The organism is Curtobacterium pusillum (genome assembly GCF_013359865.1).
Taxonomy (GTDB): Bacteria; Actinomycetota; Actinomycetes; order Actinomycetales; family Microbacteriaceae; genus Curtobacterium; species Curtobacterium pusillum.
In genome coordinates this window covers 187,207-206,786 of record NZ_JABMCE010000084.1, presented here as the reverse complement: position 1 = coordinate 206,786, position 19,580 = coordinate 187,207, and the positions used below count along the sequence as shown (strand labels likewise).

20 protein-coding genes are annotated in these 19,580 nt (G+C 70.3%); 16 read left to right on the top strand and 4 right to left on the bottom strand.

Annotated features, from left to right (window positions below; translation table 11 throughout):
* Nucleotides 1-96 precede the first annotated feature (96 nt).
* The 11 genes from HP507_RS14435 (at nucleotide 97) to HP507_RS14385 (ending at nucleotide 12,666) form a co-directional block, all read left to right on the top strand.
* The gene (locus HP507_RS14435; RefSeq protein WP_175352483.1) at nucleotides 97-1,377 is read left to right on the top strand and encodes an enolase C-terminal domain-like protein; all 1,281 of its coding nucleotides are present in this window, start codon (nucleotides 97-99) and stop codon (nucleotides 1,375-1,377) included.
* 82 nt (nucleotides 1,378-1,459) lie between these two features.
* The gene (locus HP507_RS14430) at nucleotides 1,460-3,937 is read left to right on the top strand and encodes a molybdopterin oxidoreductase family protein (protein WP_175352482.1); all 2,478 of its coding nucleotides are present in this window, start codon (nucleotides 1,460-1,462) and stop codon (nucleotides 3,935-3,937) included.
* Complete coding sequence (locus HP507_RS14425) at nucleotides 3,934-4,398, top strand: hypothetical protein (RefSeq protein ID WP_254701128.1); 465 nt, start codon at nucleotides 3,934-3,936, stop codon at nucleotides 4,396-4,398. Before HP507_RS14430 ends, HP507_RS14425 begins: the two co-directional genes overlap by 4 nt.
* A complete protein-coding gene (locus HP507_RS14420; RefSeq protein WP_175352481.1) occupies nucleotides 4,395-4,919 on the top strand; it encodes an HPP family protein in 525 nt (174 codons plus the stop codon). Before HP507_RS14425 ends, HP507_RS14420 begins: the two co-directional genes overlap by 4 nt.
* Nucleotides 4,916-5,563: a molybdenum cofactor guanylyltransferase gene (gene mobA / locus HP507_RS14415; RefSeq protein WP_175352480.1), complete on the top strand. Its 648-nt coding sequence runs from the start codon at nucleotides 4,916-4,918 to the stop codon at nucleotides 5,561-5,563. Before HP507_RS14420 ends, mobA begins: the two co-directional genes overlap by 4 nt.
* A 31-nt stretch (nucleotides 5,564-5,594) precedes the next feature.
* On the top strand, nucleotides 5,595-5,831 hold the full coding sequence (locus HP507_RS14410; protein ID WP_217508810.1) for a DUF6457 domain-containing protein: 237 nt from the start codon (nucleotides 5,595-5,597) through the stop codon (nucleotides 5,829-5,831).
* Entirely contained in the window at nucleotides 5,828-6,994 is a 1,167-nt protein-coding gene (locus HP507_RS14405) for a molybdopterin molybdotransferase MoeA (protein WP_175352478.1), read from the top strand. Before HP507_RS14410 ends, HP507_RS14405 begins: the two co-directional genes overlap by 4 nt.
* Before the next feature lie 123 nt (nucleotides 6,995-7,117).
* On the top strand, nucleotides 7,118-8,389 hold the full coding sequence (locus tag HP507_RS14400; RefSeq protein ID WP_175352477.1) for an ABC transporter substrate-binding protein: 1,272 nt from the start codon (nucleotides 7,118-7,120) through the stop codon (nucleotides 8,387-8,389).
* A 28-nt stretch (nucleotides 8,390-8,417) separates the two neighbouring features.
* A complete protein-coding gene (locus HP507_RS14395; protein ID WP_175352476.1) occupies nucleotides 8,418-9,374 on the top strand; it encodes a carbohydrate ABC transporter permease in 957 nt (318 codons plus the stop codon).
* On the top strand, nucleotides 9,371-10,279 hold the full coding sequence (locus tag HP507_RS14390) for a carbohydrate ABC transporter permease (protein WP_175352475.1): 909 nt from the start codon (nucleotides 9,371-9,373) through the stop codon (nucleotides 10,277-10,279). The genes HP507_RS14395 and HP507_RS14390 overlap by 4 nt, the downstream gene beginning before the upstream one ends.
* A gap of 11 nt (nucleotides 10,280-10,290) precedes the next feature.
* On the top strand, nucleotides 10,291-12,666 hold the full coding sequence (locus HP507_RS14385) for a glycoside hydrolase family 31 protein (RefSeq protein ID WP_175352474.1): 2,376 nt from the start codon (nucleotides 10,291-10,293) through the stop codon (nucleotides 12,664-12,666).
* 37 nt (nucleotides 12,667-12,703) lie between these two features.
* Here the strand turns inward: HP507_RS14385 and HP507_RS14380 are convergent, their stop codons facing one another.
* Entirely contained in the window at nucleotides 12,704-13,723 is a 1,020-nt protein-coding gene (locus HP507_RS14380; RefSeq protein WP_175352473.1) for a LacI family DNA-binding transcriptional regulator, read from the bottom strand.
* Nucleotides 13,724-13,807: 84 nt separating this feature from the next.
* On the opposite strand from HP507_RS14380, the gene HP507_RS14375 reads away from it, so the two are divergent.
* Nucleotides 13,808-14,920, top strand: coding sequence for a 5-methyltetrahydropteroyltriglutamate--homocysteine S-methyltransferase (locus tag HP507_RS14375; protein ID WP_175352472.1), 1,113 nt, complete (start codon nucleotides 13,808-13,810; stop codon nucleotides 14,918-14,920).
* A 70-nt stretch (nucleotides 14,921-14,990) separates the two neighbouring features.
* Here HP507_RS14375 and msrA read toward each other — a convergent pair whose 3' ends face one another.
* Together msrA and HP507_RS14365 are read right to left on the bottom strand one after the other, a co-directional pair.
* Nucleotides 14,991-15,512 carry a peptide-methionine (S)-S-oxide reductase MsrA gene (msrA, locus tag HP507_RS14370; protein WP_175352471.1) on the bottom strand — a complete coding sequence of 174 codons (522 nt, stop codon included), beginning with the start codon at nucleotides 15,510-15,512 and terminating at the stop codon, nucleotides 14,991-14,993.
* Between the two features lie 93 nt (nucleotides 15,513-15,605).
* Complete coding sequence (locus tag HP507_RS14365) at nucleotides 15,606-16,427, bottom strand: aldo/keto reductase (RefSeq protein ID WP_175352470.1); 822 nt, start codon at nucleotides 16,425-16,427, stop codon at nucleotides 15,606-15,608.
* 144 nt (nucleotides 16,428-16,571) lie between these two features.
* On the opposite strand from HP507_RS14365, the gene HP507_RS14360 reads away from it, so the two are divergent.
* From HP507_RS14360 to HP507_RS14345, 4 genes are all read left to right on the top strand, one after another.
* Nucleotides 16,572-16,985 carry a hypothetical protein gene (locus tag HP507_RS14360; protein WP_175352469.1) on the top strand — a complete coding sequence of 138 codons (414 nt, stop codon included), beginning with the start codon at nucleotides 16,572-16,574 and terminating at the stop codon, nucleotides 16,983-16,985.
* Nucleotides 16,986-17,329: 344 nt separating this feature from the next.
* Nucleotides 17,330-17,827 (top strand): hypothetical protein, encoded by a 498-nt coding sequence (locus HP507_RS14355; protein ID WP_175352468.1) that lies wholly within the window; start codon nucleotides 17,330-17,332, stop codon nucleotides 17,825-17,827.
* 155 nt (nucleotides 17,828-17,982) lie between these two features.
* The gene (locus HP507_RS14350; RefSeq protein ID WP_175352467.1) at nucleotides 17,983-18,606 is read left to right on the top strand and encodes a hypothetical protein; all 624 of its coding nucleotides are present in this window, start codon (nucleotides 17,983-17,985) and stop codon (nucleotides 18,604-18,606) included.
* Nucleotides 18,603-19,175 carry a hypothetical protein gene (locus HP507_RS14345; RefSeq protein ID WP_175352466.1) on the top strand — a complete coding sequence of 191 codons (573 nt, stop codon included), beginning with the start codon at nucleotides 18,603-18,605 and terminating at the stop codon, nucleotides 19,173-19,175. Before HP507_RS14350 ends, HP507_RS14345 begins: the two co-directional genes overlap by 4 nt.
* 89 nt (nucleotides 19,176-19,264) lie before the next feature.
* Here HP507_RS14345 and HP507_RS14340 read toward each other — a convergent pair whose 3' ends face one another.
* Nucleotides 19,265-19,564 (bottom strand): MmyB family transcriptional regulator, encoded by a 300-nt coding sequence (locus HP507_RS14340; RefSeq protein WP_175352465.1) that lies wholly within the window; start codon nucleotides 19,562-19,564, stop codon nucleotides 19,265-19,267.
* Nucleotides 19,565-19,580 lie beyond the last annotated feature (16 nt).

Here is a 19,580-nt window from a genome sequence, read left to right as displayed (position 1 = left end):
CGGTTGATCGTACTGGTTGACCTCGCCCCCGGAACGCTGCATGCTCGAAGCAGTGAGCAAGCGCTTGTTCAACGTCGAGCATACCGGGAGTCCTCCATGACCATCGCCACCGCCGTCCCCCGTCCCGAGACCCTCGAACAGCCGTGGCCCACGGGCGACGGCGTCCGGATCACCGGGGTCCGCGCGATCACCACCGCACCCGAGGGCATCGCGCTCGTGGTCGTGCGTGTGGACACGAACGTCGACGGGCTCTACGGGCTCGGGTGCGCGACCTACACGCAGCGGTGGCACTCTGTCGTGTCGTTCGTCGAGGAGCACCTCGCCCGGCTCGTTGTCGGCCGGTACCCCGGCGACATCGAGGACCTCGTCCGGCTCGCCCGGTTCTCCGGGTACTGGCGCGAGGGACCCGTGACGAACAACGCGATCTCCGGCCTCGACATGGCGCTGTGGGACATCGCCGGCAAGCGCGCGGGCCTGCCCGTGCACGAGCTGCTCGGCGGCAGGGTGCGGGCCGCGGCGGACACGTACATCCACGCGGGCGGCCGGACGATCGACGAGACGCTCGACCAGGCGGAGGCGTTCCTCGAGGCCGGCTGGCGGCACGTGCGACTGCAGGTCGGGCAGAACGCCATCGGCACGTACGGCACCGCCCCCCGATCGCTCGACCCGCACCCCGGCGCCCCGTACCCGCTCGGCTGGCGGCAGGGGGAGTACCACCGGAACACGGTCGAGTTGTTCCGGGCGGCGCGGGAACGCTTCGGGGACGAACCCGAGTTCCTGCACGACGTGCACTCGCGGCTCACACCGAAGCAGGCCGTCGTCCTCGCACGCGCCCTCGAGCCGTACCGGCCGTTCTTCCTCGAGGACGTCGTCGCGCCCGAGGACTGGGACCACCTGCCCGAGGTCCGCGAAGCCTCACCGGTCCCGATCGCCGTCGGGGAGCTGACGACCTCGCTGCAGGACGCGGCACGGCTCGTCACCGGGCGTGGGGTCGACCTCATCCGGTCGCACATCTCCGCGATCGGCGGCTTGACGGCGGCGCGGAAGATCGCGACGCTCGCCGAGTTCTCCGGGGTCCGGACGGCGTGGCACGCGCCCGGGGACACGTCGCCCGTCGCTGCGGCGGCCAACGTCGCCGTGGACGTCACCAGTCCCGCCTTCGGGATCCAGGAGGGGCACGTCTACCCGGACGCCGTGCACGAGGTGTTCCCCGGCACGCTCTCCATCGAGCAGGGCTGGCTCACGCCGAACGAGGCGCCGGGGTTCGGGATCGACATCGACGAGCGGGCCGCTGCGGCGTACCCGGCGGAGCTGTCCGGGCACGACGCGTGGGCAGCGGGCGTTCGCGGGCTCGACGGGGGACTCATCGCGCCCTAGGAGGCCGACGTCGAGCCGCCTGGAACGCCGTCCGCCGACAGCGGCGTAGGGTGCGGCTGCAACGAGGCACGGGAGGCCACGCATGCCCGACAGGATCGCCGACGTCTGGGGAACCAGGACACCGTTCGGGCGCGATGCGCTGTGGCCCGTCCGCCTCGACCAGAAGCTCGCGGACGGTGTCGCGGAGTCCGATGTGGACCGGTGGGTGCAGTCCGCGTGCACCCTGTGCAGCAACGGCTGCGCCTGTGACATCGCAGTGCAGGACGGTCGCATGGTCGGCGTCCGCGGGCGCACGGCGGACGTCGTGAACCACGGCCGGCTCGGACCGAAGGGCCTGTTCGGGTCGTGGCAGGGCATGCAGGGCGAGGACCGGCTCACCCGTCCCCTGATCCGGGTCGACGGCGCGCTCGTCGAGACCGACTGGGACACCGCGATGGACCGGATCGTCACGCGCAGCCGCCAGCTCCTGGACGAGAAGGGGCCGCTGACGCACGGGTTCTACACGAGCGGGCAGCTCTACCTCGAGGAGTACTACGCGCTCGGCATCATCGGGAAGGCGGGGCTCGGCACGCCGCACATGGACGGCAACACCCGGCTGTGCACGGCCACCGCCGCCGCCGCGATGAAGGAGAGCTTCGGCTCCGACGGACAGCCCGGCACCTACGAGGACATCGACTCCTGCGACGCGATCGTGCTCTACGGGCACAACATGGCCGAGACGCAGACGGTGCTCTGGATGCGGGTCCTCGACCGCCTCGCCGGTCCCGACCGTCCGCTCGTCGTCTGCGTCGACCCCCGGGAGACCGAGGTCGCGCGCCACGCCGACGTGCACCTGCCGGTCCGCCCCGGCACGAACCTGGCCCTCGTGAACGGACTGGTGCGCGAGCTGTTCCACAACGGCTGGGTGGACGAGGACTACGTCGGTGCCCACACGGTCGGCGTCGACGAGCTCCGCGAGGCCGTCGAGCAGTGGACCCCGGAAGCGGTCGCGGAGACCTGTGGTGTGGACGCCGACGACGTGCGCCGTGCGGCCCGGATCATCGGCACGAGCGAGCGGGTGCTGTCCACGGTGCTGCAGGGGTTCTACCAGGCGTCGCAGGCCACGGCGGCGTCGTGCCAGGTGAACAACCTGCACCTGCTCCGCGGCATGCTCGGGCGGCCGGGCTGCGGCATCCTGCAGATGAACGGGCAACCGACGGCGCAGAACACCCGAGAGACCGGCGCCGACGGGGACCTCCCGGGGTTCCGGAACTGGGAGAACCCGGACCACGTCGCCGAACTCGCCGAGCTGTGGGGCGTCGACGTCGACCGGATCCCGCACTGGTCACCTCCCACGCACGCCATGCAGATCTTCCGGTACGTCGAGCAGGGGAGCATCGAGTTCCTCTGGGTGTCCGCGACGAACCCGGCGGTGTCGATGCCGCAGTCGAGCCGGATCCGGGACGTCCTCGCGGCCGAGGGTCTGTTCCTCGTGGTGCAGGACCTCTACATGACCGAGACGGCGATGCTGGCCGACGTCGTCCTGCCCGCCGCCGGGTGGGGCGAGAAACAGGGCGCCTTCACGAACGTCAACCGGACGGTGCACCTGGCGGACAAGGCGGTCGAGCCGCCCGGAGAGGCGCGCAGCGACCTCGACATCTTCCTCGACTACGCCCGACGCATGGACTTCCGTCGGAACGACGGGTCCCCGCTGCTCGATTGGCGCGGACCGGAGGACGGGTTCCGTGCCTGGCAGGAGTGCACGCGCGGGAAGCTCTGCGACTACACCGGGATCACCTACGAGCGGCTGCGCGGAGGCAGCGGGATCCCGTGGCCGTGCAACGACGAGCACCCGGACGGCACCGCGCGGCTGTACGCCGACGGGGTGTTCCGCACCGGCATGGCGGACGCCGAGACGTACGGGCACGACCTGCTCACCGGCGCGACCGTGGGACCGACCGCCTACTCCGCGATGCGGGTCGACGGGCGGGCGATCCTCAAGCCCGCCGTCTACCAGCCGCCGCACGAGGAGCCGAGCGAGGAGTACCCCCTGCGCTACACGACCGGCCGTACCGTCTACCAGTTCCACACCCGGACACGGACCGGACGGGCGCGCCAGCTCCGCCGGGCGGCGCCGAGCGCCTGGGTGGAACTCGCCGTCGCGGACGCCGCCAGGCTCGGAGTCGAGGAGGGCGACATCGTCCGCGTGCGGTCGCCCCGCGGCGAGATCGTCGTCCCGGCCAGGGTGGGCGACGTCCGCGAGGGCACGGTCTTCGCCCCGTTCCACTACGGCTACTGGGACCGCGGCGACGTCGGGCCGGACGGACGCCCGACCGCGGCGAACGAGTTGACGGCGACCGAGTGGGACCCGGTCTCGAAGCAGCCCCTGTTCAAGGTGGCCGCCGTGCACGTGGAGAAGGTCGCCGACGCCGAGGGGCCCGCCCCGGCCCCGACGACCGCGGCCTCCCGCCCCGCCCGTCCCGACCGTGTCCCGGCGACCGTCGGTGGCCCCGACGCCGACGTCGAGGAACGTGTCCGTGCAACCGATCCCCCGCGGGCCGAGGACCAGGGAGGACGATGATGCTGCTCCCCGTCTACCTGGGCCTCCTCCACCGATCGGAGCAGTCGCTCGCCGAGTCGTTCCGGCAGGTCGCCGAGGGGCACGCCGCGGAACCGGACGTGTTCCACCTGTGCCACACGCTCGCCGCACAGTGCGAGCAGCACGCCGAGGCGTTGCGCCCGGTCATCGACCGGTACGGGGAAGCGGACACCGAGGACGAGCCCGAGCGGCTCCACGCCGAGGCACTGCCGTCCACCCGGTCCGGTCCGGTGGGGCTCCTCCGAGACCTGCAGGACGTGTACGTGCTGGCGTCGCTCGTGGACATCACGTGGACGATGATCCGCCAAGCGGGCCAGGGCCTCCGCGATGAGGAGCTGCTCGCCGTCGTCGCCGGCTGCTCGCACGAGACGGAGCTGCAGCTGTCGTGGCTCCGCACACGCATGAAGCAGGCGGCGCCGCAAGCACTCGTGGTCGCCTCGTGACCGCGGCCGCCCCCGGGCCGGAAACGACCGGTCACGAGCCGCGCCTGTCCGGTGCGCTGCGAGCCGCACTGCTGTGCCTGGTCGTGCTCGTACTCGCCGGCGCGGTGGGGCTCGCGACACGGCAACCGTGGCTGTTCCCGAGTCTCGGGCCGACCGTCATGCTCTTCTTCACCTCGCCACGGCAGCCGTCGTCGCGACCGCTCAACACCGTCGTCGGCCACGTCGTCGCCATCGCCGTCGGCTACGGCTGCTTCGTCGCGTTCGGGCTCGTCGGTACGGCGCCCGCACCGATCGGCGGTCTCACCGTCGGGTACGTCGCCGCCGGAGCGGTGGCCGTCGCGGTGACGACCGTCGTGCTCCAACTCGTCAGGTTGCCGCACCCGCCGGCCGGGGCCTCGACGCTCATCGTGAGCCTGGGCATCCTCAGCGAGCCGCTCCAGCTCCTCGACATGGTCGGCGCCGTACTGCTGATCACCGCCGCCGGATGGGCCCTCGAACGGCTCGTCCCCGCGAGACGATGAGCGACATCGACGCCGTCCTCCTCGCGGGGGGCCGCGCCCGCCGACTGCAGGGCATCGACAAGGCGATGCTCGTGGTCGACGGGAGGGTCCTCCTCGCGCACGCGCTCGACGCGGTCGGGACCGCGCGGCGCCGGGTCGTGGTCGGCCCCTTCCGCGACGGCTTCCCGACCGACGTCCGTTGGGCGCGGGAGCACCCTCCGTTCGGTGGGCCCGTCACCGCGCTCGCCGCCGGCCTGGAGGCACTCCGCACGTCCGGCGGGACGGCCCCGCTCGTCGTCGTCCTCGCCACCGACCTGCCCGCTGCCGGCGCCGCCGTCGACGCGCTCCGCGAGTCGATGGACGCTGCCGTCCATCGTGGTGGGCCACACGACACCGCGAGCGCCGACGGATGGGTCGCCGTCGACCCCGACGGGCAGCGTCAGCCGTTGCTCGCCGTGTACGGCGCGACGGCGCTGACAGCAGCGATCGCGCGGCTGCGCGGAAGTCGTCGCGGTCTGGACGGCGCGTCGATGCGTGACCTCCTGGCGGGACTGCGGCTCCTGGCCGTGCCGTTGCCCGGTGCGCTCACCGCCGACATCGACACACCACAGCAGCGCGATGCGGCCCTCGGAGTCGCATCGGCACACCGACCCGGCGCGGTCTGACCGGCCACGCGCCGCACGGATGGAGGAACCCTTGACGGAACCGGCAGAACTCGACGGATGGACCAGCCGCGTGACCGGCGCGCTCGAGCTCCCCGATGCGTCCGCCGACATCGGGGCCGTCCTCGACCTGGCACGCGACACCGCGCACGGCGTGATGCGCCCGGCCGCGCCCCTCACCGCCTACCTCGTGGGCGTCGCCGTCGGCCGCGGCATGCCGCTCCCCGACGCGGTCGCCGCCGTCGGTCGGTGCATCGAGGAGCACGAGTGACGGTCGTCCTCAGCGAAGCTCGGCGCATGGCCCGGGCCGCCGGAGCCGCCATGGCCCTGCGGGTGGAGACGGTCGGACTCGCCGAGGCCGACGGACGGGTCCTCGCGGCGGACGTCGTCGCCGCAACCCGGCTGCCCGTCACGGACGCATCGGCGATGGACGGGTGGGCCGTCGCCGGAGACGGTCCGTGGCAGGTCGACGGGGCCGTCCGCATGGGAGCGCCGCCGGGCTCGCTCACGGAGGGCTCCGCCCGCGTGATCACGACCGGCGGAGCGGTACCGGAGGGGGCGACAGCAGTCCTGCGTTCGGAACGGGGTCGCGTACGCGACGGCGTGCTCACGGCGGACGGTCCGACGTCGCCCGCCGCAGGCGCCGACATCCGGGCGGCCGGCGACGAGGTACGAAGCGGCAGCATCGTCGCTCCGAAGGGCGCTCGCGTGACACCCGCCGTGATCGCTGCTGCCGCCGCCACCGGGGCCGACGCGTTCGAGGTCGTCGCCCGGCCGCGCGTCGCGGTCGTGCTCGTCGGCGACGAGTTCGTCGTCCGAGGTGTGCCGGGTCCGGGGCAGGTGCGGGACGCACTCGGCATCGCGCTCCCGGACCTGTTGCAGGACAACGGGGCCGCCGTCGTCACCGTCGAACGTGTCGCCGACGACCTCGAAGCACTCCGGGAGGCCATCAGCGGCGGCGGTGTCGACCTCGTCGTCACGGCCGCTGCCACCGGGCACGGGGCCTGCGATCACCTCGCTGGCGCGCTCGACGCTGCGTCCGCCCACGTGGTGTTCCGCGGTGTGGGGATGCGACCCGGGCACCCGGCACTCCTCGCCCGGCGGGTGGACGGCGTTCCGGTGCTCGGACTCCCGGGCAACCCGTTCGCCGCGGTCGTCGCACTGACCGTGATCGGTCTTCCACTCCTCGCCGGGGCGCTGGGCGCCGCCCCTCCGCGACCGCGACGACGTGTGGCCGCGGAGGCGTTCACCGCGGGCACAGGTGGCGTCCGGATCGTGCCGGTGTGCGAGGGGGATGACGGCGTGCGCCCGGTCCGGCAGGGTCCCTCGGTCGTCTCGGGAGCCGTCGCCGCCGATCACCTCGCGTTCGTGCCGGACCACGGGGTGGCAGCGGGCGGGCTCCTCGACGTCGTCGACCTCCCCTGGCGGCGGTGAGGGACGAGTTCCCTCGATTACAACGTTGACTTCCGGTTTACAGCGCTGTAAACAAGACGGGCGCGACGATGCGCACGAGGGAGAGACCCGATGGTGGGAAGCAGGACCGGAACACTCGCGGCCGTGAGCCGACGCGGGTTCCTCGCCGGGGCAGCGGGCGGAGTCGCACTCAGCACCATGGCGCTCGCGGGGTGTGCGGCACCCCGGCCGACCGCCGGTGGCGCGATGACGATCCGCTTCTACGAGCAGAAGCAGGAGGTGATCGCGTACTTCGACGATCTGCTCCGGAAGTTCGAGCGACAGCACGCGGGTGTGTCGGTGGTGCACGACAGCACCGGGGCGATCGCACCGCAGTTCGTCCGCGGGGAACCGGCCGACGTCGGCTGCTTCAACGACAACCTCGAGCTCGCGCGGTACATCTCTCGCGGCGTGCTCCGGGACCTCGGTGACCTGCCGTCGGCGAAGCGGATCCGGCCGAGCATCGACGGCCTGACGAACCAGTACGCCACCTATCCGGGACGGACGAGTGTCCTGCCGTACTCGCTCGCCGCAGCCGGGGTGATCTACAACAAGAGGATCTTCGCGGACCACGGGCTGCCGGTGCCGACGACGTGGGACGACTTCGTCGAGGTGTGCCGGACACTGCAGAAGGCCGGGATCACGCCGGTGTACGCCACGGACCGCGACACCTGGACGCTCTGGCAAGGGCTCTTCGACTACTCGGTCGGGAGCCTGGTCGACACGGGCTCGTTCTTCCGGAAGATGAAGGCGCTCGGGACCGACGTCGGTCCGGACTCAGAGGTCTCGTTCGAGAAGGACTTCGCAGTCCCGATGGAGCGTGCGAAGACGATCTCGTCGTTCTTCAACCCCGACCACGCGACCCGGGCCTACGCGGACGGCAACCTCGCGTTCGGCCAGGGCAAGGCGGCGATGTACCTGCAGGGTCCCTGGGCACTCGGGCAGATCGCGCTCGTCGACGAGAAGCTCGAGGTCGGTACCTTCGCGCTCCCGGTCACCAACGATCCGGACGACCGCCAGGCTCGCGTGAACATCGACCTCGGACTCTGGATCCCCACGGCGACGCAGCACCTCGACGAGGCCGAGGACCTCGTCGAGTTCCTGATGCAACCCGAGGTGATCGAGGCCTACAACCGCGACAACCTCGCGTACTCGACCACGAAGGATGCCCGGCCGCAGCAGGACGAGCGCCTCGCGGGCCTGCAGCGGTACGTGGACGACGCGGCGTTCTACCAGGGCGCCGGCACCTTCATCCCGACCTCCATCCCGCTCGGCAACTACCTGCAGTCGGCGATCCGGAGCGGGGACTTCACCTCCATGCTGCAGCGGCTCGACTCGGACTGGCGGCGTCTCGCCGGCCGCTCCGCGACGGTCTGAGCCGGACCAGGACGATCCAGGAGCGATCATGACCATGCAGACCCCGTTGTCCCGTGACACCGACCCGGCGACGTCCGGCCCGGCGACCGCGGCGACCCGAGTCCACCGCCGTGTGGGCTCCCTCCACCGGACCGAGGGCATGTACTACCTGTTCCTCATCCCGGCGCTCGTGCTGTTCACCGCCTTCGTGGTGGCACCCGCGTGCGTCGGCATCTTCTACAGCTTCACCGACTACCTCGGCTTCGGGGCGTGGCACTTCCTCGGGATCGAGAACTACCGGGCGCTCGTCTCCGACCCGTCGATCGTCGGCTCGTACGGGTTCACGCTCGGCTTCGCGGTCGTCACCGTCATCGTGACGCAGGTCATCGCCCTGGCCCTCGCGATCGCACTGGCGAAGCGCATCCGGTTCGCCGCCGGTCTGCGGTCGATCTTCGTGATCCCGATGGTGATCTCGGGGATCATCGTCGCCTACGTGTTCAACTTCCTGTTCTCGAACACCGTGCCGGCACTGGCCACCAGCGTCGGGTTCGGCCCGCTCGAGCAGAGCATCCTCGGTGACCCGAACTTGGCGTGGCTCGCGATCGTGATCGTCTCGGCCTGGCAGACCGTGCCCGGTGCGCTGCTCATCTACACCGCCGGGCTCACCTCGATCCCGGAGGAGCTCTACGAGGCGAGCTCCCTCGACGGTGCCACCGGATGGAAGCAGCTGCGGGCGATCACGCTCCCCTTGCTCGGCGGCTTCATCGTCATCAACACGGTGCTCGGCGTGAAGGGGTACCTCGGCGCCTACGACGTCATCGTCGGTCTCACCAACGGCGGGCCGGGCAGTGCGACGAGCAGCGTCGCCATGACCATCTTCGGCGGCTTCACCGGCGGCGACTACGCCTACCAGATGGCGAACGCGACCGTGTTCTTCGTCATCACCGTCCTCATCTCCGTGCTGCAGCTCGCGGCGACCCGCGGAAGGAACCTGCGACTCGCATGACCGCCATCGACACCCGACCCCCGACCGACACCCGCGCGGTGACCACCGGCGGACCACGCCGCCCGGGACGCGGCCACCGGCGACTCGGCGGCACGAACTGGACGCTCACGGTGGTCCTCGGGCTCGCCTCGCTGACCGTGCTGGTCCCGCTGTACGTCACCGTCGCGATGGCGTTCAAGACGAGCAAGCAGTCCGTCGACGGCAACGCCCTGTCCCTGCCGTTCCCGTTCAACCCCGGCTCGTTCGCCGACGCCTGGCAACTCACGCGCTTCCCGGTCTCGTTCTCGGTGTCGCTCGGGGTCGCCGCGCTCACCGTCGTGGCCACGCTGCTGCTCAGCTCGTTCGCCTCGTACGCGATCGTCCGGAACTGGCACAAGCGCTTCTTCCGCTGGTCGTTCGTGTACCTGCTCGCCGCGATGTTCCTGCCGTTCCCCGTCGTGGCGCTTCCCCAGATCAAGCTCACGGCCCAGATGGGGCTCGACAACCCGATCGGCGTCGGGATCCTGCACGCCATGTTCCAACTGTCGTTCAGCGTGCTGCTCTACTCGGCGTACCTCCGCTCGATCCCGGTCGAACTCGAGGAGAGCGCCCGGATCGACGGCGCGTCGACCTGGCAGATCTTCTGGCGCATCATCCTGCCGCTGCTCGGCCCGATGAACGCCACGGTCGGCATCTTCGCCTTCCTGGCGTCCTGGAACGACTTCATGATGCCGTCGCTCATCACCGCGGACCCGACGCTGCAGACCCTGCCGGTGGTGCAGAACATCTTCCAGAGCAAGTTCGGCACGAACTACAACGTCGCGTTCGCCTCGTACCTCATGGCGATGGCGCCGACGATCATCGTCTACCTGTTCGCGCAGCGCTGGGTGATCAGCGGTGTGACGCAGGGTGCGGTCAAGAGCTAGGAGCACCATCCGTGACCACGACGAGTCCCGCCACCCTGCCCACCGTCCGTCCGTACCCGGGATCCGACCCGGTCGCCGACCCGGCAGCTGTGGTGGCCGGCGAGCGCTGGCGGGTGACCGTACTCGACGAGGGGACGTTCCGGATCGAGTGGAGCGACGACGGCGCGTTCGAGGACCGCGCCTCGACGTTCGCGATCCGCCGACGGCTGCCGGTGCCGGAGTTCCGGGTCGAGCACACCGGGGACGGTCGCCACGACGACAGCGTCGTCATCACCACGGCCCGGGCGCGCCTGCGGTACGACGGCCGGCCGTTCTCCCCGAGCGGCCTCGTCGTGGAGACGATCGGACGGGACGCGAACCGCTGGCGCTGGGGCCAGGAGCCGCGCGACCTCGGCGGGACCGGACGGACGCTCGACGACGTCGATGGTCGGATGCCGCTCGAGTCGGGGATCCTCGCACGCGACGGCATCACCGCGCTCGACGACAGCGAGTCCTTCCTGTTCGAGGACGACGGCTGGATCGGCACGCGGGTACCCGGTCGCCGGGACGTCACGGTCTTCGCCTACGGCCGCGACTACGACGCTGCGCTCCACGCCTACCACGCGGTGTCCGGAGCGCCGTCGCTCCTGCCGCGATGGGCGCTCGGCAACTGGTGGAGCCGGTACCACCCCTACAGCGACACCTCCTACCTCGCGCTCATGGACCGGTTCGCCGAGGAACGCCTGCCGTTCTCGGTCGCCGTCATCGACATGGACTGGCACCGTGTCGGCTCCGTGCCGCCGAGGTTCGGCAACGGCTGGACCGGGTACTCCTGGGAGCCGTCGCTGTTCGCCGACCCGGCCGCCTTCCTCGGAGAACTGCACCGCCGGGGCATGCGGACGACGCTCAACCTGCACCCCGCCGACGGCGTCCGGGCCTTCGAGGACGCGTACCCCGAGGTCGCGCGGGCCATGGGCGTGGACCCCGAGACCGAGCAGTCGATCCCGTTCGACCTGACCGACCGGCGCTTCCTGCAGGCGTACTTCGAGCTGCTGCACCGCCCGCTCGAGGACCAGGGCGTCGACTTCTGGTGGATCGACTGGCAGCAGGGCCGCACGACGAGCCTGCCCGGCGTCGACCCGCTGTGGCTCCTCAACCACTTCCACCTGCTCGATTCCGGCCGGGACGGGGGCGCCGGCATGACGTTCTCGCGCTACGCCGGCCCCGGGAGCCACCGGTACGCCGTGGGGTTCTCCGGTGACGCGGTGGTCTCGTGGGCCTCGCTCGCGTTCCAGCCGGAGTTCACCGCGACCGCCGCGAACATCGGCTACCCGTGGTGGAGCCACGACATCGGTGGACACACCCGCGGCATCCGCGACGACGAACTCGCCACACGCTGGGTGCAGTTCGGCGTCTTCTCCCCCATCATGCGCCTGCACTCGGCGAACAACCCCTTCATCCGCAAGGAGCCGTGGGCGTTCCCCGCCGAGGCCCGTACGGCGATCGGGGAGGCGCTCCGGTTCCGGCACCGGATGGTCCCCTACCTGCACACCATGAACCACCGAGCGGCCGCGGGCACCGCGGTGGTCCGGCCCCTGTACCACCTGGAGCCACGCCGGGACGAGGCGTACCGGGTCCCGAACACGTACGCGTTCGGGTCGGAGTTGCTCGTCGCGCCGATCGTCGAACCGCGCGACCCCGTCTCGCTGCACGGAACCGCGCGTGCGTGGCTGCCGCCGGGCACCTGGACCGACGTGTTCACCGGCACCGTCTACGCCGGTGACCGGTTCGTCGATCTGCACCGCACCCTCGACACCGTGCCGGTCCTGCTGCGGGACGGCGGGGTCCTGCCCCTCGCCGCCGCCGACGAGCTCGACGCCACGGTCAACCCCGCCGCGTTCGAGGTGCTCGTCGCCCCTGGTGCCTCCAGTTCGTTCACGCTGGTCGAGGACCGGGAAGGAGCCGAAGCGGACACCGTCGAGACACGGCTGGAGTGGGACCACCGTCGTGCCGAGTTCCGGGTACACGCGGCCGAGGGCGCGCTCGACGCCATCCCGGCACACCGACGGTGGCGGATCACCTTCTTCGCGGCGCCCGCCGAGGGCCAGCACCTCGACGCACGTTCCGCCGACCGTTTCTCGGTCGACCTGTCGGCCCAGACCGCGACGGGTGCCGTTCTGGCGCTCGTCGGCGCTCCGGTCGTCGGCATCGACGCGCGGGAAGCGGTCCGAGGTGTCCTCGAGGGAGCGCAGACGGGCAACCCGGAGAAGCTCGAGGCGTGGGAGGTCGTGTCGAAGGACGTGCCGCGCGCGGACCGCATCGTCGAGCTGGGAACGGTCGGGTTGCCGGATTCGCTCCGGGACGTCGTCGTCGAGCTGTTGGGCAGCGTGCACCCCGGCGAGCCGTGAGACGTGACGGGCGCCGTACCGGCCACAGGTGCGCCGCTCAGTCCACCGAGCCGTCCGGGTACGGCGCGCTCTCGCCGACGAGCAGCCGGTGCCCGACGGTCACGTAGCGCCCCGGGAGGTCGACGCCGTCGATCCGCTCGGCCAACAGGTCGAGCGCGGTCTCGGCGAGCGCGACGGTGTCGGGGGCGACGGATGTGAGGCTCGGCGCGAGGCTCGATCCGAGACCGATCGCGTCCCACCCGATGACGGCGATGTCTCGGGGTGCTTCGAGCCCGCGGAGGCGCATCGCGCGGAGCACCCCGACGGCGGCGAGGTCGTCCCGGCAGAGCAGGCCGTCGACGTCGAGGCCCTCATCGAGCGCACGGCCGAAGGCGACCTCCGCGCCGATCGCGTCCCCGACCTCGCGGGGAACGAGGAACTCCGTCGCGATGCCGGCGTCGGCGAGACCCGCCCGGTACCCGTCGAGCCGGAAGCTCGACGTCCTCGACTCCGGCCCCGTCTCGTGCCCGAAGAAGCCGATCCGTCGGCACCCGAGGGCCGCGAGGTGTGCGACGGCCTCGGCGGCCGCCCCCGCGTTGTCGATCGCGACCTGGTCGGCCGACCGCGGCCGGACGTCCTCACCGAGGAACACCACTGCCGTGTCGCCCCGGATGGCGTCGATGGCCTCGGGAGACAGAACCTGCGGGTGGATGACGACACCGTCGACGACTCCGGCCTCTCGCCCGCGGACCGCGGAGCGTTCGCCCTCCGCCGAGTCGCCGGTCTCCTCGAGCAGGAGCTGGTAGCCCCGCTCGGCGCACACGCGTGAGAACACGTGCGCGAGCTCGGCGAAGTAGGGCCGGCGCAGGTCGGGGAACGCGAAGGCGAGCATGTTCGAGCGCCCCGTCGCGAGCGTGCGTCCGGAAACGTTCGGGCGGTAGCCCAGTTCGTCGATCGCGGCCTGCACGCGGTCGCGCATCGGCTCGCTGACGTGCCGGTAGCCCCGGACCACGTTGGACACGGTCTTCATCGAGACGCCGGCGTGCACCGCGACGTCCTGCAACGTGACCTTGCCCATCCGCTCACCGTACCGGCGTGCCCGACCCTGGCGGCAGCGCCCTCACAACGGCAACAGATGATTCCGCGTCGGTATCATCGACGGATGTCTCCGCGCCCGCCGTTCCGAGCCGACATCGTCGGCAGCTTCCTCCGCCCCACCGCCGTGAAGGAGGCACGCGCAGCCGTCGCCGAGGGCCGCATCGACGCCGCAGCCCTCCGCGCCGTCGAGGACGAGGCCGTGCGTGCCCTCATGGACGCTCAGCAGGCCGCCGGCCTCGAGGTCGCCACGGACGGCGAGGCCCGTCGCGCCTGGTGGCACCTCGACTTCTGGGGAGGCCTGTCCGGCGTCGAGGTCGTCGAGCTCGACCACGGCATCGCGTTCCAGGGAGTGACCACCACGCCGAAGGGCATGCGGGTCACCGGGCCGGTGTCGTTCCCCGCGGACCACCCCTTCGTCGAGGACGCCGCGTTCGTCGTGGCCGAGGCCGCCGAGCGCGGACTGACCGCGAAGTTCACGATCCCCTCGCCGACGGTGTTCGACTTCCGCCTGGACGCCGACCAGATCCGCACGGACCACTACGCCGACCGTGACGCGATCACCGACGACCTCGTGCAGGCGTACCGCGATGCGATCGCCGCGCTGTACGCCGCCGGCGTCCGGTACCTGCAGCTCGACGACACGGCGTGGGCGTACGCCTGCTCGGACGTCGAGATGGAGAAGGCCCGCGAGCGCGGGATCGACACGGACGGGATAGCGGAGCGGTTCTCGTCGATCATCCGCCGAGTGCTCGACGGCCGACCGGAGGACCTCGTCGTCACCACGCACGTGTGCCGCGGGAACTTCCGGTCGACGTGGATCGCGTCCGGCGGGTACGAGCCGGTGGCGGAGCAGCTGCTCGGCAACACCGGGTACGACGGGTACTTCCTGGAGTACGACAGCGACCGCGCCGGCGGCTTCGAGCCCCTGCGGTTCCTGCCCGAGGGCGACCAGGTCGTGGTGCTCGGCCTCGTCACCTCGAAGACGGGAGAGCTCGAGGACCCGGCCGTCATCGAGCAGCGCATCCGGGACGCCGCCGAGTTCGCCCCGCTCGGGCAGCTCGCGCTCAGCCCGCAGTGCGGGTTCGCGTCCACCGAGGAGGGCAACGTGCTGTCCGAGGACGAGCAGTGGGCGAAGGTCCGCAGCGTGGTCGACATCGCGGGGCGCGTCTGGTCCTAGACCCCCCCGAGACGGACTGGAGGCGCGGCGCCAGCTGGCACCGCGCCTCCAGTCCGTCAGTGGGTGAGCGTCAGACGGACGCTGTCGCGTCGTCCCGGTGGGGGAGCTTCCAGCCCGGGCGCACGAAGTGGCACGTGTACCCGTGCGGGTTCTTCTCCAGGTAGTCCTGGTGCTCGTCCTCGGCCTCCCAGAACGGGCCCGCGGCGGTGACCTCGGTCACGACCTTGCCCGGCCAGATGCCCGAGGCGTCGACGTCGTCGATCGTGTCGAGGGCGACCTGCTTCTGCTCGTCGGACGTGAAGAAGATCGCCGAACGGTAGCTGCGGCCGATGTCGTTGCCCTGGCGGTCCTTCGTCGACGGGTCGTGGATCTGGAAGAAGAACTCCAGCAGGTCCCGGTACGAGATCACCGACGGGTCGAACACGATCTCGACGGCCTCGGCGTGGTCGCCGTGGTTGCGGTACGTCGCGTTCGGGACGTCGCCGCCCGAGTAGCCGACGCGGGTGCTGATGACGCCGGGTCGGCGACGGAGGAGCTGCTGCGCTCCCCAGAAGCACCCGCCGGCGAGGATGGCGGTCTCGGTGGTGGTCATGGTGGCCTCCTTGGCTGGCGTGTCGCTGGCTGCGGCACCGTTCGTTGCAACCGGCGCCCGGGGTGTCGTGTTCCCGAGGCCCGGGGTGTCGCGTCAGTCGGTGGTGTCCTGCAGCGCGTCCAGCGCGGCCACGTCCTCCGCCGACAGGACGAAGTCCACGTCGGCGTTCTCCGCGATGCGCGACGGCGTCGTCGACTTCGGCAGTGGCAGGACGTCCTTCTCGAGCAGGTAGCGGATCGCGACCTGCGCGACGGACTTGTCGTACTTCGCCGCAATGTCACGGATCTCGGCGTTCTCGAGCAGGCCGCCGGTGGCGAGCGGCGAGTACCCCTCGGTGAGGATGTCGTGCTCCCGGTCGAAGGCCGTGGTCTCGTCCTGGGTGTTGCCGATGAACCAGCGGATCTGGTTCGCGTGCGGGACGACATCGGTCCGGCCGAGCAGGTCCTCGAGGTCGCCGACGGCGAAGTTCGAGACGCCGATGCTCTTCGTCCGGCCGGCGTCGTAGAGCTCCTCGAACACCTTCCACACCTCGACGTTGCCGTCGCGGTGGTCGGAACCGATGTCGCCCCAGGGCCACGGCGCGTGGATGAGGTGCAGGTCGATCTCGCCGAGGTCGAGGTTGCGGCTCGACTCCTCGAACGCCGACCGCGCACCGTCCGCGGTCTTGACCTCGGCGGGGAGCTTCGTCGTGATGAAGACCTCGTCACGCGGGACACCGCTGTCCCGGACGGCCTTGCCGACGCTCGCCTCGTTGCCGTACGCGAGGGCGGTGTCGATGTGCCGGTAGCCGAGGTCGAGGGCGGTCTTCGTCGCGTCGTAGGCGTCGCCGCCGGACGGGATCTGCCAGGTGCCGAAGCCGATCTTGGGGATGTGCAGGCCGTTGGACAGGGTGAACGTGTCGATGAGAGCGGGCATGGTCGGACAGTACGCCGAGGTGGTCCGGTGAGTGTCACGAATCGCAACCGCCCGCTCTGAAATGCGGGATCTCACCAGTCGGAATTGTCGCAACCAGCGCACACACGTCGTGTGGATCAGACAGGGGAACAGCGCGTAGAGTCCGTGATCGCCGAGTCGAGCCTCGGACGCGCGGAATTCGCCGCAGCGATCGGTATCGACTCCACCAAGCCGTCGAAGTCCCTCTCCGGACGGCGACGGTTCTCGTCGCTCGAACTGGCGCGCGTTGCCCATGTCGGTCGACGGAGCGTCGATTGGCTGATCACCGGCAGGGCATTCGTTCCGCCCGGTGTTCGTCGTCGAGAAGCCGCCGAGTACCTTGAGCTGGCTCAATCTGCTGGTGAGACCCGGCCCGGTTGGCCCCTAGTGAGCGCCCATCTCGATGCGTACCGCGCCGGTGAGATCACCGCCAAGCTCATCGCCAAGCTCCTCGACTGGAGCGTCGCAGACGTCGAGGAGTCCTTCGCTGTCGACGATCCTGGTGCACCATCCGACGAGTTGGGCACCTACGAGCGCTGAGCATGGCGATCAGCTGGTTTCCCGACAACTCCCTGACATCGTCGCGGAATTCCCGCCGGTAAGGCTCGGGCACGAGTGCGTCCTTCCAGGGCCGCCCTCCCGCGCAGGCCAGATCAGATGTCACCTTTCCGTGCAGCGGACCCCGTCGCGGTCCGTTCATGTGAGGTCGCAGCCCTGGCGGGTCAGCCGACGAGTCGGGCGCGCTCGGCGGTGATGCCTTCGTCATCGAAAGCGGTTGCGGTAGCTCGGGTGATCTCCGCCGAGCAAGCGACTTGCCGGCCGCGCCGAGATCATGCATGCTGTGCGCATCCGGTAAAACGTCACCGGCGACTCGAAGGTGAGAAATGAAGAAGATCAACGCGCTCTCCGCGGCTCTCGTATCGGCCGCTGTCGCAGCGTCGGCGCTGGTCACAGCCGTCCCCGCGAATGCTGCTGCGAGCGATAACAGCGCGGGAGTCTCGATCCCGCCGAATGTGGTCGTCGATGATGGTTTCGACCCCAACGGCGAGGTTGTAGTTGTCGGAGACGATCCCGGGACGCTGTCGGGTGACTGCAAGGACCGTGCGTTCGCGGTCGTAGCGGTCATGAGCGAGTCTCTCAACGGCTGCAGCGTGATCGGTTGGAATGCATCAGCGCAGGCGACGTACAAGTGGTATAAGCACCAGGGCAACGCCAACCCCTGCATCTGGGGGAAGTCCTTCAACTCCAAGCACGCACCCACGTGGACCGCACTTGATTGCGGCACGGGTCGTACGAAGAACGTTCCGTGGGGCAACGTCGCGGGCACCAAGAAGATGAAGGGCCTCACCGGCGCCGGGTGGGCTGGCGTCCAGTGGCAGTAACACGCCACGGCATGCGGCGACGCAGCCTCGGGGTCATCGCCTCGGGCTGCGTCGCCGTAGCCATTCTGTCGGGTTGCGCACCCGATGAGCCACGAACGGCGACAACTGCGGACCCGAGCTCCCGTCCGACCGAGCCGGCGCTCAGCGTGACATCGATGCAGTCGATCGCTGACCAGCTACGCCGCTCTGTGCCTTGCGCAGATGCCGACGCATGGCTGGATGACCTCGCGTTCTGGGATGCAATGCGAGGATTCGATTGTTTCGACGGTGCCGACTCAACTTTCGTCCGCGTCTACGCTCACGCGGCCTCGGTTCAACAGACGCTCGAGGACTGGAGCGACACCATCAATACCGAGCGCGCAGTCGCGCGCGGCCAGAACTGGTACGTCATCGGACCGCCCGGCGTCGTCAACGCGTTGAACGTCCCCAAGGATGCACCGAAGATCGCCAGCGATCTCGGTGTCCCCGCGAGGCTGACAGCGGAGCAGGACTACCTCACCACCTGCGCTCGCTTCGTCGCAAGCGAGGGGGAACGGTACGTGAAGCATCCAGGCAAGCGCAGCGGTTCGGCGAAGCAGTACGAGACCCTGTTCCCGGGCGTCACCGCCGAGCTGCACGCAGCAATCGACGACCTCGGGCGGACACGGATCGGGAAAATACCGGACACCGAGCGGTGGATAGCGGCGCTCTCAACAATTGGCCCCCGCGTCAAGGCGAAGTGCGTGGCCACATACGACCATGTCCGCGACACCGTGAACCCACTCGAGGGAACCCCATGACGAACACGTCCACCCCCGCCATCGCCCGCACAGCAGCCGTGAGCACCGCCACGATCGCAGCGCTCGGCAGCACCATTCTCGCCGTGGATAACACGCTCGGATTCGCCGGCTTCCACCTGCTCGGCTCCGGGGTAGCACCGTTCATCGTCGCAGTGGTGATGCTTGCGGCGGTGGTGTGCGCGGGACTCGCTGTGCGAACAGACGATCTTGCACGCGGCATCGCTGCAGCGGCCGTGGTCGGGTTCGCGCTGGCTCAGTCCCCGGCCCTCGCGCTAACCCTGTGGTTCCCGCTTTCGACCGCGTTGCAGGCGCTTGTTCCGCTCGGGTTCGCGGCCTGCGCGATCATCACCTGGCGCAGCTCAGAAGGGCAGCTGCGGATACTTCCGGCGATCGCCGCGATCCTCGCCGTGGCATGGGCGATTGGCGCGTTCGTCCCGCTGTGGCTTGAGGTGTTCCTCTCCCTGCAAGCCACGACAATGCTGACGGTTACCGTTCTCGTGGCAAGCCCCTTCCTCAGCGGTATCGCGCGCTACGTGCGGACCCTCTGGGACAGTGCAGCAATCCGCTGATGCGCTCACTCAGGGGCGACAGCGGTGCGCGCGCGGATCGGCCGTCGATCCCGGCCTGAGACCGGTCCACACGCCTCCAGTCCGTCCTGTCAGCGCTGGACGCGAGCCGTCGCGTGGACCGTGGTCTCGTCGTCCCGGCCGCGCAGTGCGAGGCGCTCGGCCGCTCCGTCGCTGTGCTCCGGCGCGGTGTACATGAGCACGCGGTGTCCCGAGTCGTCCAGCGGTGTCAGGACCTCGAACGCGAGCTCGAATTCGCCGACGTCGGGGTGCCGGAACTGCTTCACGCCCGCGATGCAGTTCTCGGCCCGGTGGCGAGACCACATCTTGCCGAACTCCAGGCTCTTCCGGGTGGCCCCCTGACGGCAGGCTCGCCGTGCTCCCCACCGCATCCTCAGCAGGTGCGGT